Below are 14,774 nucleotides of genomic sequence, written 5' to 3'. Positions count from 1 at the left end.
CCTCCGCCCACCCGATACGCGCGCGGCAGCGTGACAGACCACGTCCGGGCGGATCTGTGGCTGGCGGGAGGGTCGGATGAAGTCGGTTCCGGAGAAGGCCCCCACCGCACCGGCCCACCCCGACGCCGCGCCCCGCACGCAGCCGGCCCCTTCCCCGTCCTCACCGGCACCGGACCGCCGAGCCCTCCAGCACCTGCAACGGGCCGCCGGCAACACGGCGGTCTCCCGCCTCGTCGCCCAGCGCTACACGGCCCCGGTCACGCCGTCCCCCGCCCAGGCCCCCGGCTTCCGCAGCCTGAAGGCGGCCGTGGCAGCGAAGAAGACGCGGATGGCCGTCCACCCGCCTGCGGCCGCGGAGTCCAAGGCCTCCCAGGACGCGGCGGTCGCGCCACCCGACGACAAGGAGGCGCAGGGCAAAGCGGCGAACGCCGAGAAGATGAATGCCGCCAAGCCCGGTGAGTTCGACAAGAAGGCGTTCGTCGACGCGGTGAACAAGGCGATCGACGCGCAGGCGCCGAAGAACCTCGACGAGGCCGACAAGTTCTCCAAGTCCGGCAAGGCGGAGAAGGTCAAGGCGGAGGTCGACGGCAAGGTCACGGACGGCAAGGAGTCCTCGGCCAAGGACATCGACACGGCGACGAAGGCCCCGCCGGACACCTCGGCCGCCCAGGACAAGCCGGTCACCCCCCTCACCCCGGACCAGCCCCCCGGCAACCCCGGCGCCCCCTCCGCAGCGGACGCGATCCCGGCAAAGCAACCGGCCGCCGTCACGGACTTCTCCGAGGGCCCGGCGGAGAACGACAAGCACATGGCAGACGCCGAGGTCACCGAGGACCAACTGGCCAAGAGCAACGAACCGGACTTCAACGAGGCGCTGTCGGCGAAGAAGACGGCCGAGGCGGACTCGGCGAAGGCGCCCGCGAAGGGCCAGGCGGCCGAGAACCAGCAACTCACGACAGCCAAGGCAGGCGCGGCGGCCTCCGGCGCCGCCGCCATGACGGCCCTCACGGCAACCCGCACGCAGGCGGGTCAGAAGGTGGACGGCGGCAAGGGTGAAACGAAGTCGAAGGACGAGAAGAAGCGCGCCGAGGTAACGGCAAAGCTCCAGAAGGTCTACGACGGCACGAAGAAGGACGTCGAGACCACGCTCTCCGACCTGGACAAGAAGGTCGACACGGCGTTCACGGCAGGTGAGAAGTCGGCCCGGGACGCGTTCACGGCAGACCACAAGCGCCGGATGAAGAAGTACAAGGACAAGCGCTACTCGGGCTGGACCGGCAAGGCCCGCTGGGTGAAGGACAAGTTCGCCGGCCTTCCCGAGGCGGCCAACGACCTCTACCAGGAGGCCCGCAAGCTCTACGTCGCCCAGATGCAGACGGTGATCTCCTCGGTCGCCGACCTCATCGGCACGGAACTGGGCAGGGCGAAGGCCCGCATCGCCAAGGGCCGCACCGAGCTCAAGGCCGAGGTCGACAAACTCCCGGTGGACCTGCGCCAGTTCGGCGAGGAGGCGGCGAAGGACTTCGGGGGCAAGTTCGACGACCTGGAAGCCACGGTCAACGAGAAGTCGGAGCAGCTGGTCCAGGACCTCGCCTCCAAATACACGGCAGCCCTGAACAAGATCGACGAGGAGATCAAGAAGCTCCAGGAAGCCAACAAGGGCCTGATCGACAAGGCGAAGGACGCGATCGTCGGTGTCATCAAGACGATCAACGAGCTCAAGAACCTCCTGCTCGGCATCCTCGCCAAGGCCGCCGGCGCCATCATGAAAATCATCAAGGACCCCATCGGCTTCCTGGGAAACCTGGTACGCGCGGTAGGCGCGGGCCTGAACCTCTTCATCACCAACATCGCCGAGCACCTCAAGACCGGCGTCGTCTCCTGGCTGCTCGGCACCGCGGTCAAGGCGGGCCTCGAGCTCCCCCAGAAGTTCGACATGAAGGGCATCATCCAGCTCATCGGCTCGCTGCTGGGCCTGACCTGGGACAACATCAAGGCCCGCGTCACCCGCAAGGGCGTCCCGGACGAGGCGATGGCGGCGGTCGAGACATCGGTCCCGGTCGCGAAGAGCATCGCGAGCGAGGGCCCGGCAGGCGCGGTCAAGGAAATCCAGGCAGAGGCCGGGGACCTCAAGGCCACGATCCTGGAGAAGCTGACGAGCTACCTGATCCCGACGGTCATCATCGCCGGCATCACGTGGATCCTCTCCCTGCTCAACCCGGCCTCGGCGTTCATCCGCGCGGTCAAGGGAATCATCGACATCGTCACGTTCGTCGTGACCCAGGGCGCGCAGATAGCGGAGTTCGTCAACTCGGTGCTGGACGCGGTGGTGGCGATAGCCAACGGCGGCCAGGCGGGCGTCCCGAAGATGGTCGAGGCCGCATTGGCGGCGAGCGTGCCGCTGCTGATCGGCTTCCTGGCGTCGTTGCTGGGCATCGGGAGCCTGGCCAACAAGGTCAAACAGGTCTTCCATGCGGTGGCACGGCCGGTGAACCGGGCGATCGACAAGATCGTGGACTTCATCGCCAAGAAGGGAAAAAGACTCTGGACGAAGCTCAAGGGAAGGAGCAAGCCAGAAGAGGACCGGGGCGAAGGAAATAAGAATGCCAAGCCCACAGAAGAACCATTCCGACGTCGCGTCCCCTTCAGCATGGCGGGATCCAAGCACACCTTGATTGCCGATTCGACGAACAAGGCAACCCCCCTCCTCATAGCCTCCAATCCATTCTCCCCCGTGGTAAAAATACCTCAAGTAATAGCCGAAATAAGGAAACTCAGGAGTAGATCGCCAGAGGAGTGGCAAAAACGACTGATAGAGGACCTCAAAGAACTGTTGAGCGAGGCGGAAGATGCACAACAATCCATTCGGGAAACAAACAGTAAACGCAAGCAGGATGTGGCGTTAGGGAGAATTTCAGGCATCATAGCAAAGCTTTCGCGAATAGGAATTACATACAACCTGGAAAGCTTGGATGATTACGCAAAGCTCGGAAGATTCTCCGAATACGTGGAGAACGGAATGATCATGGCGATATATCGCGGAAAGAAATTTCGCCCCACCTTCTATGGTGGATTTAACGCCGAAGCGAAAAGGTACGGGGCTCGCCACTTCAATCGACTGGTCAAGGAGAAGAAGGACAACCATGGAAAATGGGGAAGCGATCCCCTGTACTCCGACCCTAAAGCATACCCCTGCCCAGCATGCGGTCAGCTGAAACGCAACGTCAAAGGCCCCGGAATCTTCTCACTCGACCACCGACAAGAAGTCGCAGAGCACTGGAATGACATAGGACGCAAGAAAGATCAGAACACCCGGGTCGAGTTCTACAGCGATACATCCAATCTCGACCCCATGTGCCAGTCATGCAACTCGACGAAAAACGGCCCATCTGTAATTCCAAACGTGACAGAGAAATTTCGCGGACCAAACGAAGGGGACTCGCCGCCATGAACCAAGAGTTCACGATCGATGACTCTTCACAGTTCCTTATTTGGCATGCAAAGTGCTTCACCTCCACCACTGCAACAACTTGCCGATTTGATATCACATCGACCGGCATTCACCAAGTGAAGTCTGGCGATCGTGAGTTCATCGGGTCAATGATTGCTGCACTCGGCCTACCTGATTCGGACGTGACGGGGTGGACCGCAAGCCGCTTCTACACTCCATATTATGCAATGAGCCCGGATGCCCCGACATGGGAAGATCGTCTATCAATTGCATGGCGCATGGAAATTAAGCTGAATCCGATCGAAGAAGCTTTTGACTACTTCGGAAGGTCACCTATCACAATTGACACAATCGACGACACATGGGATCAATCCGATGAGTCATCATGGGAAATGAGAGGGGAAAATTGCATCCTCATCGCTGATGGCCGTAGCGGCGATATAGAGGATGCCCGAGCGGCATTTCCAGGCAAGGAGCTGACCGTTCTCGAATACGCCGATGCCGTTCCCATCGTTCAAGGACGCATCAATCTCGGAATTTTAGATTTTCCCGAGGATGAATCGATCGTAAAATCAGCCTTGTTGATCTGTAGAGAAATCGGGATGGCCACCCATTATCAGGAAACCTGCTTCCTAGACACCCGTTGGTTCACTTAAGCGCTTTAATACCGAACAGCGATGCGAGTTAAGGGCCGCCCCGGCGGGCGGCATCGACACCCGTGCGACGGTGCCTTCATTAAGATCTGTCCCGTAATTAGTCAGGGAGAGTACTGAACTTGATCGGGTGATGTCGGGCTGTTCGCCAGACAGTGTGAAGGTGACCTCGGTAGTCCTCGTTCGGTGAGATATCCGCAGGGCGGCGGCGTGACCGACGTCGAGAGAGACGCGCGGGAGCGGGTCCGGCGCCAGGCCGTGACGCGCTTCGAGACTGGCGGGAAGAACCGGGGGATCGCTGCCATGCTGCGGGTCGCAGAACGGTCGGTGGAACGTTGGCGACGCCAGTGGCGCGAGGACGGCTACGCCGGCGTGGCCTCCAAGGGGTCACCTGGTCGACCCCGACTATCTGACGCACAGATGGCCAAGCTGGAGCAGGAGTTGGAGCGCGGCCCGCTGGCACACGGGGGGGGCCGACCAGCGGTGGACGCTGGCCCGCGTGAAGACGGTCATCGGCAGGCTGTTCCACGTCTCATACACCGTGGAGGGCACGTGGCGCCTGCTGCGGCGCTATGGCTGGTCCTGGCAGCAGCCGACCCGGCGTGCGATCGAGCGTGACGACGACGCGGTGGAGTTGTGGAAACGAGAGGTGTGGCCGCGGGTAAGTCTGACGCACCTGTTCGGCAAGGCGGAATGCCCAAGATACGGGAGCGTCTTCGGCATCGCAGACGAGTGCGCGGCGGCCAACGCACCCGCCCCATGGGACTTCGCCCGAGGTCATGCAAAAGACACTCTCTGAGTACCACTGGCAGGACCCTCCAAATCGAACCGCGAGCTCGTGCCCGCTGTCCCGACTTGGCGGCTTGGCGCCGCGGGGTGTCTGGATAGGTCCGTCTACCTGGCTGAGCCCGCGACAGTTCAGGAAGCTCGTGACAGCGCTGCGGCAGGAGCGCGCCTACCCGGTGCGCAAGGGCCGACCGTGAAGACGTCCGTTGGAGGACCGGGACCGGCTAGTCGCGGCGCACTGGCGTACGGACCTGACGGTGTGGCAGCTTGCCCCTATCCAGCCGCACCTTGCGGTACCTGAGTGCTCGGCCGCAGGTACGGTGGCGGGACACCGGGACGCCCTTGCGGCGTCTGTCTGCTGGCCCGCAGGCCCCGCAAGCCCTGTCGCGTGGCACAGCGGCAGAGCCCTCACGGCTTCCAACACTGCCGCCGGCTGGACCTACGGATATGCCTGGGTTCCTTGGGACCGCGTTCGCCATGTGCTCGCGGCACTCGCGATCCGCTGTGTCGTCGTCCTCCGCGCGAGAAGCACGGACGACACCGACGGACCCCGAGCAGTGGCACGCTCTGCGGGGGCAGATGACACCTGCCGGAAGGTGGGGAGGTGCGGGCTCCCATCTGTTGTGTCCGGCGAAAGGACCTGCGTCTTGACGGATACCAACGGAGCCCGGAACCCGCGTCAGGGCCGGTCCGGCCCGAACCGCTCGTCGTCGCCGTCAGGCGCGGCAAGCAGGTGCTCAGCACCGCTTTCCAGCATCCGGGCCATCTCCGCCGAGCGCGGGAGCATCGTCTTCTCGTACGCACGCAACGCGTCGTCGACGGTCGCGGAGCCAACGAGCGCGAGCGCGAGTTCGCCGGCATCCAGCATGGCGAGGTTGACGCCGACACCCAGCGGAGGCATGAGGTGCGCGGCGTCTCCGAGGAGTGTTACGCCCGCAGAGTGCTCCCACGTATGTGGAACCGGCAGAGCGAGGATCGGACGGTCGACGTAGGGGCCGTCGTTGTCGGTGATCATGCGGAGGGTACGGGGCGACCATCCCGCGTACGCGTCGAGGAGCTGCGCGCGGATGCCGTCCGTGTCATCGGAGCTGAGCCCCTTCGCCCCGATCCAGTCCATGGGGACGCGCTGCATGAGGTAGACGCGCATGTGACCGCCGCTGTTCCGCTGCGCGAAGAGACCACGCTCCCCGTCGGCGGCGTGCGCGCTGCCCTTACCGACCAATGCGGAGAGCTCGGGGTGGGCGTTTTCCATGTCGTCGAAATGCGCTTCGAGGAAGCTGACCCCCGTGTAGCGCGGCATTGCGGGCGACACCGCACCGCGTACGCGCGAGAAGGCGCCGTCCGCGCCGATCACGAGGTCGGTCTCGATGGTTGTCCCGTCGGTGAACGTCAACACGCGGGGGCCGCCGTCCGTCGGTTCGCTCACCGAATAGAGCGCGCAGCCCCACCGGACCGTCCCCGGAGCCAGTGAGCCCAGCAGCAGGTCACGCAACTGTCCGCGGTCGATCTCGGGCTTGGTCGTTTCGCCCACGTCCGGCACGTGGTGGGAGAGAAGATTTCCGGCCGGGTCAAGGTGGCGCATCTCCTGGCCGTCGAACCTGGCGAGCGCGAAGAACTCCTCCAGCAGGCCCGCTTCGCGGAGGGCGAGTTGGCCGTCGTCGTCGTGCAGGTCGAGCGATCCTCCCTGGTTCCGGGAATCCGCATCCGGGTCGCGGTCGTACACGGTCACCGCGATGCCGTGCCGTTGCAGGATGCGGGCGCAGGTCAGGCCTCCCGGGCCGGCGCCGATGACGCTGATGCGTGCGCTTGAGGGTGTCGGAGATTCCATGTCGGGTTCCTTTCGCGGGTCGGGGATCCGGTGACACCGCACCGCGACGATGCCCCGTGCCGCTCTCCGGTGGGCGGCAGCCCCTGCCGGGATCAGAAAAGCAGAATGAGTCAGAACCTGCAATCGTTCAAGTTTCTGCCTCGTTCCGGTGATGGAGTACAGTGGGCGTCATGTCCGAGAACCCGGCCGTCGGCCGCCGCGAGCGCAAGAAGGCCGCGACCCGGCAGGCCATCGCCGATGCCGCCCTGGAGCTCTTTCTGGAGCACGGATTCGACCGAGTGAGCGTCCGGGACGTCGCCGAGCGAGCCGATGTGTCGACGACGACACTTTTCGCGCACTTCCCGGGCAAGGAGGCGCTGGTCTTCGACCGCGAAGCGGAAGTCGAGGCCTCGTTGACCGCCGCCGTCCGCGAACGGCCCGAGGGTCAGGGCGTGGTCGAGGCGCTTCGCGCGCACGCGCTGCGTTCCTGGGTCCAGTTGGAGTCTGATCCTCGTCGGGAGCGGTTCGCGGCGCTGGTGCAGGAGACGCCCGCGCTGCGCGAGTACTGGGAGCGGATGTGGATGCGGCACGCGGGCGCTCTCGGCGCCGCGATCGCGGCGGAGCTCGGCCGGGAACCCGACGATCTCGCCTGCTCGGCACTGGCTCGGTTCGTCCTTGAGGTACCGGCCCTGGCCACGACCCGGAGCGATCCGCTCGCGTCCGTGGAGACCGTGTTCGATCTCCTCATCCACGGATGGCAGGCGTCACAGCTCGGGTCAGCAGATACGGCCACGGATCAGCGCGAGGGGTAACGCAGTCCGGCCTCCCTGCCGGTCGGTGTCACGAGACGAGGCCGTCACCCATCAGACACCCTCACCGGCAGCGACTTGACCCCGTTGATGAAGTTCGACACCAGGCGGCGCGGCGGGGCCGCGAGCTCAAGAGGCCCTGCGGGCAGTGCGCGGCACGCCTCCTCGTACAGCACACGCAGCTGCAGGCGCGCGAAATGCGCGCCGAGGCAGACATGGGGGCCGTCGCCGAACGAGATGTGCGGGTTCGGGGAGCGGGTGAGGTCCAGGGCGAACGGGTCCGGGAAGACGCGTTCGTCGTGGTTGGCCGAGGCGTGGAAGACGACCACCTTGTCGCCGGCGCGGATGCGCGTGCCCGCAAGGTCCGTGTCCCGGGCCGCCGTGCGGCGGAACGTCAGGACCGGTGGGTGGCGGCGGAGCAGTTCGTCCACGGCCGTGGTGAACTCGGCCTCGCCGGTGCGCAGACGATGGTACGCATCGGGGTGTTCGGCGAGGAGGTTCAGGCCGCCGGGGGCCGCGCTGCGTACCGTGTCGTTGCCCGCCACCACCAGCAGGAAGAAGAACATCTCCAGCTCGGGCGCGGTCAGTTCGGGGTCGGTGGCGAGGGCCGTCATCACGTCGTCCGCGGGGTTCGCGCGCTTGTGGGCCGCCAAGGCGTGCGCGTACGCGAACATGTCGCGCAGCGATGCCGGGGAGCGCGGGTTGACCGGCTTCCCGTCCGGGCCGAGTGCCGGCGTCCCGGCCTCGTCCGGGTCCTGGTAGCCGATGACGCGCTGGGTCCAGTGGAGGAGGAGCGCGCGATCGGTTTCCGGTACGCCCAGCAGGTCGGTGAGGTTGAGCAGGGCGTAGTCGTCGGTGACCTGGGTGACCAGGTCGCAGGTGCCGTCGCCCGCCCGCGCCGCGTCGACGGCACCGGTCATCAGGGCGCGGGCTCGCTCCCGTACGACCGACGCGAAGCGGTCCGTGCGTTTCGGGGTGAAGGCGCGGCTGACGAGCGTGCGCAGGCGTCGGTGGTGCGGCGGGTCCTGGTTGAGCATCATGCGGCGGATGAACGGCAGGTCGGCAGGGTCGGGGTCGCGGATCTGGGTGGCGCCGAGATACGAGGAGTACGCGGACGAGTCCTTCAGCACGCGGACGGCGTCGCTGTGCCGGGTGACCGCCCAGAAGCCGGGGCCCGCCGGCCAGCCCAGCACCTCCGGCTCCTCCTGCCACGCGACGGGCCGGTGGTCGCGCAGGTGGCGGTAGCGGTCGTGGGGGACGCCCCGGCCGTACTGCCTCGGGTCGAAGACGTCCGGGACAGGAACCGGGGAGGCGGGGCCGCTCACGCCTTCGCCCCGTCCTCACCGTCCGCCCGCAGGAAGTCCTCCATCGCCCGGATCACGTCGAGCGGCGCCTCGTCCATCGCGTAATGGCCGCACGAGGGCAGCTCCGTGAGCTCGGATCGCGGGAACCAGCGCATCCAGGTGGCGCGCTGCAGATCCGCGGAGAGAGCCGGGTCCAGCGCCCCCACCACGGCCAGCGCCGGTACGGGCGATCCGTCGATCCGGTCGTGGAAGTCCTCGGCCGCCCAGGAGTCCAGCCAGGCCCGGAACGCGTTCGCGTCGCTGCACTCGACCGAGCGACGCACCATGCGGTCCAGCCAGGCCGACGGGCGCCGGCCTCCGGTGGTGACGTCGAGGATGGCCCGGCGGTTGTCAGGGTTCCGCGCCGCTCCGGCGAACAGCTCCCACTGCTCGGGCGGCAGCGGCAGGCCGGACGCGGGAACCGGTGACACCCCGACGATCCTGCGCACCCGCTGCGGCGCGGCGGCCACCGTCCGCTGGATGACGGAGCCGCCCATCGAGTGGCCGATCAGCGAGAACCGGTCCCAGCCGAGCCGGTCGGCCAGCGCGAGCACGTCCGCGGCGCCCTCGGCCGTCGTGTACGAGCCGTCCGCGCCGCTCGCCTCGCCGTACCCCCGCAGGTCCACCACCGCGTACTGGAAGGAACCGGTGTCGAGGTCCGGCAGTACCGGGTCGTACGCGGAGCGGTCGGCGAGCCAGCCGTGCACCGCGATCACCTTGTGCGGGCCGTCGCCGTGCAGGGTATGAGGCAGAACAGACAGTGCGGTCACACCGGCTCCCGTCGCAGTGCGGCGGTGCTCTGTCGGTCAACAGCCCGTCCGCCCGCCCACCGTGGCGGTATCCGACGGCCCGCGCAAGGGAACACGCGGGCATTTCCCGGACATCGGGTGAGAAGGTGTCCGTCATCGGGGCTCACCCCTGGACCAGCCCCAGATACGGGCCGAACTCCGAGGCCAGCGTCAGCCGTCCCAGCTTCTGGTATTCCCGCAGGATCGCGTGGATGAGCGTCGTCATCGTCACCGCGCCCCCCGTGTCCGCCGCCAGGTACGCCGCCGTCACCGCGATCGAGCGGATGTTGCCGCCCGCCAGCTCGAAGCTCTCGGCGCAGAACGCGAGATCGAGGTCCGTGCCGCGCGGGAGCATCGGGCCCAGGCACCGTTCCCAGAGCAGCAGGCGTTGTTCCGGGTCGGGGACCGGGAAGTCGATCACCAGGTCGAGGCGGCGGGTGAACGCGTCGTCGAGGTTGGCGCGGAGGTTGGTGGCGAGGATCGCCAGGCCGTCGAAGGACTCCATGCGTTGGAGGAGGTAGGCGCTCTCGACGTTCGCGTAGCGGTCGTGCGCGTCCTTGACGTCCGAGCGTTTACCGAAGATCGCGTCCGCCTCGTCGAAGAGCAGAACGCCGTTCACCCCCGCCGCCTCGGTGAAGATGCGCTCCAGGTTCTTCTCGGTCTCGCCGACGTACTTGTCGATGACCGTGGCCAGGTCGACGGTGTAGAGGTCCAGGCCGAGGTCGGCCGCGATCACCTCCGCCGACATGGTCTTGCCCGTGCCGGAGTCGCCCGCGAAGAGGGCCGATACGCCTCGGCCCCGGCCTCCTCCCGGGCGCATGCCCCACTCCCCCAGGACCCGGTCGCGGTGGCGGGCGCGGGCGGTGAGCTCGCGGAGCTGGGCGTGGGCGTCGGGCGGGAGGACCAGGTCGTGCCAGGTCACCGTGGGTTCGATGCGGCGGGCCAGGCGGTCCAGGCCGGCCGCGTTCTGGGCGCGGGCTCCCTGGCGTACGTGGCCGGGGGTGAGCGTTCCGCCGTCGAGCTGAGCCGTCCGGGCCGCGCTGACGGCCGCACCCGTGACCTGTTCCGGGGTGAGGAGGAAGGGGGCGAGGAGGTGGTCCGGGTCGACGGTCGCGGGGAGGGGGGCCGATGCCGTACGCCGGTAGGCGTCGCTCCACAGGGCGCCGCGCGCCGACGGCTCTACCCTGGGCGCGTGCAGGAGCAGGGGCGGGGTCGTCGACCACGAGGCGTCCCACGGCGCCCTGCCCACGATGACCGTGGGGACGGGCGTGGCCGTGAGGAGCCTGAGCAGGTGCGGGTGTTCGCGGGACAGTGCGTCCAGCGGGGCGCAGACCAGGCCCGCGTCGGTCAGCCGGGCCTCGCGGACCAGGGAACGTACCGCTTCGGCCGGTGCGGGGTCCTGCGCCAGGCGGGCCAGGTCCAGGCCCAGGACGCCACGGCCCGCGCGGGTGAGCGCCGACGCGGCGAGGGCCGTGCCCGCGCCGCCCTGGTCCTCGCTCAGATAGGCCAGGGGGAGTCCGTCGGCGAGGACCCGGGCCAGCGGAGCGGGGTCGCCGGCTCCCTCCACCGCGTGCCAGGGCGCCAGGAGATCGGCGAGGCGCGGGTCCCGGGTGTCGTCGCCCAGCAGGTGGGCGGTGACGCGGTCCGGGACGCGCAGCGCGCGGCTCAGGAACGGGCGGTCCAGGTCCTCGGCCAGCAGCAGCCCGGCATGGCGGAGCGGTGCGCGGGCGGCCAGCCGGCCCCGCGCGGCCGCGTCGGCCGGTGCCCGGCCGCACAGGCCGAGCGCCAGGCCGATGGACGGGCGGCGGCGGGTCACGTCGTCGTTGAGATAGCCGTAGAACGCCTCGAAGCGTTCGTCCAGATCCGGTACGAGTGCGATGAGCAGGATCTCGATGTCGAGCGCGGTGAGCCCGAAGCCGGCTTCCAGTGCGGTGAGCCGGGAGCCGGGGAACCCGGCCGGGTCGCCGGTGCCCGGCAGCGGTTCCGGGAAGCCCCGTGCCCCGTCCTCGTCCAGCAGCCTCGCGATGTTCCCGTCCGTGAGGTACAGCCCGCGGAACGCGTCCTCCGGATCGGGATCCGTGCGCCGCCGGGCCTCGACGGCGTGGCGGATGCGCTGCTCCACGCCCACTGCGCGGGCGAGCAGGTGGCGCAGGTCGCGGTCCTGGGCGGGGTGGTCCGGGGCCGTCATGCGGTGCTGTCCTCGGTCCGGCCGTCCCTGGTGCGCCGGTTCTCGGTGATGCGGAGGGCGAGGCCACGGCGCGAGGCGGTGGGGCCGGGCGCGGCCCCGGGTTCCGGACGTCCGGGACGGCTTCCGTACACCGGAAGGCCTCCGCGTCCGGGCATCGGATCGCGTGCGGGTTCCGGGGCCGGGGGTACGTCCCCGAAGTGTGCCCGGAGCCCTTCCTCCCCCACCGGCGGGCCCGCCGTGTACGTCGGCGAGGCCGTCACGGGGACGCTGACCACCAGGTCCAGCGAGGGTTTCAGCTCACCGCCCAGGGCGCTCCACACGTCCGCGAACGAGCGGTCCTCCGGCGGCGGGAGCGCGATCGACATCGGGACGGCGGCCCCGATCCCGGCGAGGGTCCCGGCCAGCCGTTCCGGGGGCAGTGCCTCGTACGCCAGCAGGCAGGCGAGCAGGGAGGACAGCAGCCGGTGTTCGTCCTCGGGGCGCTTGGTCCAGGCCGTGATCAGGTAGGACAGTTTGAAGTAGCGGGGCGGGCGGCGGCGCGCGACGACGGTGCCGCGTTCGTCGTACTCGTTGTGGAGTCCGCGCTCCCGTCGGCGCATGTCCTCGCGGATGTCGTAGAGGTAGAGGTTGACCATCGGGGCGTTCACCTTGGCCGCCCATTCCCGGGTCGGCGCGTCGAACACCACGGCGATCTGGCCGCCTTCGAGCACCTCCGCCCGGATCAGGGAACGCAGTACGTCGTCCACCTCATGGATCATCCGCGGATCGCCCTTCTCACGTCCGGCCCTTGAAGTCGGGTGGCTGCAGGTTGCGCTGGACCACGAGGACCGGTTTCTCCAGCCGGGGAAGGCGGCGGACCGCGGCCCGCAGGACGCGCGGGCCCAGGGTGTCCTTGCGGAGCACCAGCATCTGCACCTCGAACGTGCCGTCGCGGCCCACCCTCACCCCCGACCGGTCGGCCGTGATGCCCAGGTTCCAGGTGAGGTTCACGGTCTCGCCGGGCGGGTAGTCCCTGCCGCGGGCCAGCACGGGCTGCCCCGGCTTGGCGACCTGCGGGCTGACGGTGAGGGAGGGTTTCAGCACGCGCAGCCGGTCCCTGTCCTGGTTGTCGGCCGTGCTGCGGTCCGGGACGGTGCCGCGCACCGTGGCGCGTACGTCCCCGGTGACGGCCGCGCGGTACGTCGCCGTCTGCGTCACCTCGATCCGGCCGCCCGCCGGGACGGTGCACGGCTCGGCTGCCGTGCAGCGGGTGAGGGCCTGCAGGCTGCGGTCGTCGGACGAGGACGTGGCCGGCCAGGTCGCACCGATGACGACGCCCCTGGCTGTGTCCGGGCCGGCGTTGGTGACGGTGAAGCGGGCGCGGGCGGGGCGGGTGACGTACGTACGGTCCGGGCTGACGTCGACCTTGACGGCGACCGCCGACGAGGGCGGGAACGGCCCGGGAGGCGACGGGGGCTCCGTCGGCGGCGGAGGCGGCAGCACCTCGAACCGTGCGGTGTCCGTGCCGGTGTTGCCCGCCGCGTCCGTCGCCGAGCAGGTGACCGTGGTCGTTCCGACGGGGAAGAAGGAGCCGGACGCGGGGGTGCAGGTCACGGGCAGCGGGCCGTCCTGGGCGTCGGTCGCGCTCACCCGGTAGCTGATCCGTGCTCCGTCGTCGTTGTCGGGCCAGGCGATGCGGTCGTCCACGGTGACGACGGGGGCGGCGATGTCGTTCACGTCGATGCTGATCCGCTGCCGGAAGTCGGGGTCGGCCGCCGCGGCGGGCCCGATCGTGTCCGTCCCCGGTGCCTGGGTGCCGAGCAGGAACTGCACGGTGCAGGTGAGGGTGGTGCCCTGGGGCGCGTCGTCCGACACGTCGATGTTCTCCGCGAAGTGAGCGGTCTCGCCACTGGTCAGACTGCGGGTGGGCGGGTCGAGGGTGACGGTGAGGTGGGGGTCGCAGTCGTCGAGCCGGTAGCCGACGGAGGTGGGAAGGTTCTTGAAGCCCTCGATGATGGCCTCGGAGACCCCGTCCCCGGGTATGCCGTTCAGCATGCGGCCGTTGGTCGCGGCGACCATCCGCTTCGCCTGGTCCGGCTCGTGATAGGGGTCCTGGTACGTGGGGCTCTTGTACCCGAATCCGTTGAGGCCGTCACCGTTCTCGGTCGTCACGTCGACGGCGATGACGCGCACGCCCTTGTCCTGGAGCGCGAAGACCGCTTCCTCGTAGGTGACCCCGTTGCTGGGGTTGTGGCTCGACGCGTCACCGACGAGGACGACGACCGGGCTGGAGCCCTCCCGGAAGACGGTCCCGCCCTGCGCGCCGTCGGCCACCTGCCGCATGGCGTAGATCCAGTCCTCCGAGGGCCCGCTGCTCTTGAAGCCACGGTCGGTGCTGAGCTCGTTGACGCCCCGTTCCTGAACCGCCTTCAGGTCATCCGTCAGCCCTTGGAGCACCTTGAACTCGGCTGTCGGGTCGTCCTTCTCGTCGCCGTAGGTGGCTACCGCGAACCAGGCGTCCGGCTGCTCGGCTCGTACCGCGTTGGTGATGGAGGTCAGGCCGGTCTTCACATCGCCGATGGGGACGCCCATGCTGCCGGTACCGTCCACGAGCAGCACCACGTCCGGCTTCGGCGGAATGGCCGGTGTACGCACCGCCTTGTCGACCCCCGTCGACCCGCCCGGGTCGAGCGCCTCGTGCAGGCTCGCCGGGGTGACCCAGGGTTCGGGCGGCACCGGTACGGCCGTACCGGCCGAGGCGGGCGCGAGACCGGCGGCCAGCAGCATCAGCACGAGCGCCACGGAGCGCCGCACGCCGGCGCGTCCGCCTGCCCGTCCCGCCTGCTCGGTCGACCGCACCGAATCACTCCCCCGCACCCGGACCTCCCACCGAAGAACAGCGCCGACACCATCCCGCAGGTACGCGGAACACGCAGCGGGAGGCGAGTCACTTCCCCGGGAAGCCGGCGC

At 68.5% G+C, this 14,774-nt stretch carries 11 protein-coding genes and 1 pseudogene; 6 read left to right on the top strand and 6 right to left on the bottom strand.

Features of this window, described 5'->3' with window-relative positions:
- The first annotated feature begins 76 nt into the window (after nt 1-76).
- From ACIQMX_RS28550 to ACIQMX_RS28530, 5 genes and pseudogenes are all read left to right on the top strand, one after another.
- Entirely contained in the window at nt 77-3,451 is a 3,375-nt protein-coding gene (locus ACIQMX_RS28550) for a hypothetical protein (RefSeq protein WP_402482302.1), read from the top strand.
- On the top strand, nt 3,448-4,107 hold the full coding sequence (locus ACIQMX_RS28545; RefSeq protein ID WP_402482299.1) for a hypothetical protein: 660 nt from the start codon (nt 3,448-3,450) through the stop codon (nt 4,105-4,107). Before ACIQMX_RS28550 ends, ACIQMX_RS28545 begins: the two co-directional genes overlap by 4 nt.
- Before the next feature lie 183 nt (nt 4,108-4,290).
- The gene (locus ACIQMX_RS28540; RefSeq protein WP_402482298.1) at nt 4,291-4,722 is read left to right on the top strand and encodes a helix-turn-helix domain-containing protein; all 432 of its coding nucleotides are present in this window, start codon (nt 4,291-4,293) and stop codon (nt 4,720-4,722) included.
- Nucleotides 4,604-4,903, top strand: a complete 300-nt coding sequence (locus tag ACIQMX_RS28535; protein WP_402482296.1) for a winged helix-turn-helix domain-containing protein — start codon at nt 4,604-4,606, stop codon at nt 4,901-4,903. The genes ACIQMX_RS28540 and ACIQMX_RS28535 overlap by 119 nt, the downstream gene beginning before the upstream one ends.
- A gap of 64 nt (nt 4,904-4,967) precedes the next feature.
- A pseudogene (locus ACIQMX_RS28530) lies at nt 4,968-5,168 on the top strand (IS5/IS1182 family transposase); the annotation flags it as partial.
- 401 nt (nt 5,169-5,569) lie between these two features.
- On the opposite strand, the gene ACIQMX_RS28525 reads toward ACIQMX_RS28530, so the two are convergent.
- Entirely contained in the window at nt 5,570-6,718 is a 1,149-nt protein-coding gene (locus ACIQMX_RS28525; RefSeq protein ID WP_402482295.1) for an FAD-dependent oxidoreductase, read from the bottom strand.
- Nucleotides 6,719-6,888: 170 nt separating this feature from the next.
- Between ACIQMX_RS28525 and ACIQMX_RS28520 the strand changes: the two genes are divergently transcribed.
- A complete protein-coding gene (locus tag ACIQMX_RS28520; protein WP_402482292.1) occupies nt 6,889-7,509 on the top strand; it encodes a TetR/AcrR family transcriptional regulator in 621 nt (206 codons plus the stop codon).
- 44 nt (nt 7,510-7,553) lie between these two features.
- On the opposite strand, the gene ACIQMX_RS28515 is transcribed toward ACIQMX_RS28520, so the two are convergent.
- The 5 genes from ACIQMX_RS28515 to ACIQMX_RS28495 all read right to left on the bottom strand — a co-directional run bounded on the left by ACIQMX_RS28515 (nt 7,554) and on the right by ACIQMX_RS28495 (nt 14,663).
- Nucleotides 7,554-8,831: a cytochrome P450 gene (locus tag ACIQMX_RS28515; protein ID WP_402482289.1), complete on the bottom strand. Its 1,278-nt coding sequence runs from the start codon at nt 8,829-8,831 to the stop codon at nt 7,554-7,556.
- On the bottom strand, nt 8,828-9,619 hold the full coding sequence (locus tag ACIQMX_RS28510; protein WP_402482286.1) for an alpha/beta fold hydrolase: 792 nt from the start codon (nt 9,617-9,619) through the stop codon (nt 8,828-8,830). Before ACIQMX_RS28510 ends, ACIQMX_RS28515 begins: the two co-directional genes overlap by 4 nt.
- A gap of 142 nt (nt 9,620-9,761) precedes the next feature.
- Nucleotides 9,762-11,825, bottom strand: a complete 2,064-nt coding sequence (locus ACIQMX_RS28505) for an ATP-binding protein (protein ID WP_402482283.1) — start codon at nt 11,823-11,825, stop codon at nt 9,762-9,764.
- A complete protein-coding gene (locus tag ACIQMX_RS28500; RefSeq protein WP_402482280.1) occupies nt 11,822-12,583 on the bottom strand; it encodes a DUF4255 domain-containing protein in 762 nt (253 codons plus the stop codon). Before ACIQMX_RS28500 ends, ACIQMX_RS28505 begins: the two co-directional genes overlap by 4 nt.
- Nucleotides 12,584-12,599: 16 nt before the next feature.
- On the bottom strand, nt 12,600-14,663 hold the full coding sequence (locus ACIQMX_RS28495) for a VWA domain-containing protein (RefSeq protein WP_402482279.1): 2,064 nt from the start codon (nt 14,661-14,663) through the stop codon (nt 12,600-12,602).
- Between the last annotated feature and the right edge of the window lie 111 nt (nt 14,664-14,774).

The sequence above is a fragment of the Streptomyces sp. NPDC091416 genome, from assembly GCF_044756845.1.
GTDB lineage: Bacteria > Actinomycetota > Actinomycetes > Streptomycetales > Streptomycetaceae > Streptomyces.
This window is presented reverse-complemented; position numbering and strand designations above follow the sequence as displayed.

Coding starts and splice junctions, on each gene's coding strand:
- ACIQMX_RS28520 (WP_402482292.1), top strand. CDS start 6,889: ATGTCCGAGAACCCGGCCGTCGGCCGCCGCGAGCGCAAGAAGGCCGCG.
- ACIQMX_RS28500 (WP_402482280.1), bottom strand. CDS start 12,583: ATGATCCATGAGGTGGACGACGTACTGCGTTCCCTGATCCGGGCGGAG.
- ACIQMX_RS28545 (WP_402482299.1), top strand. CDS start 3,448: ATGAACCAAGAGTTCACGATCGATGACTCTTCACAGTTCCTTATTTGG.
- ACIQMX_RS28550 (WP_402482302.1), top strand. CDS start 77: ATGAAGTCGGTTCCGGAGAAGGCCCCCACCGCACCGGCCCACCCCGAC.
- ACIQMX_RS28525 (WP_402482295.1), bottom strand. CDS start 6,718: ATGGAATCTCCGACACCCTCAAGCGCACGCATCAGCGTCATCGGCGCC.
- ACIQMX_RS28505 (WP_402482283.1), bottom strand. CDS start 11,825: ATGACGGCCCCGGACCACCCCGCCCAGGACCGCGACCTGCGCCACCTG.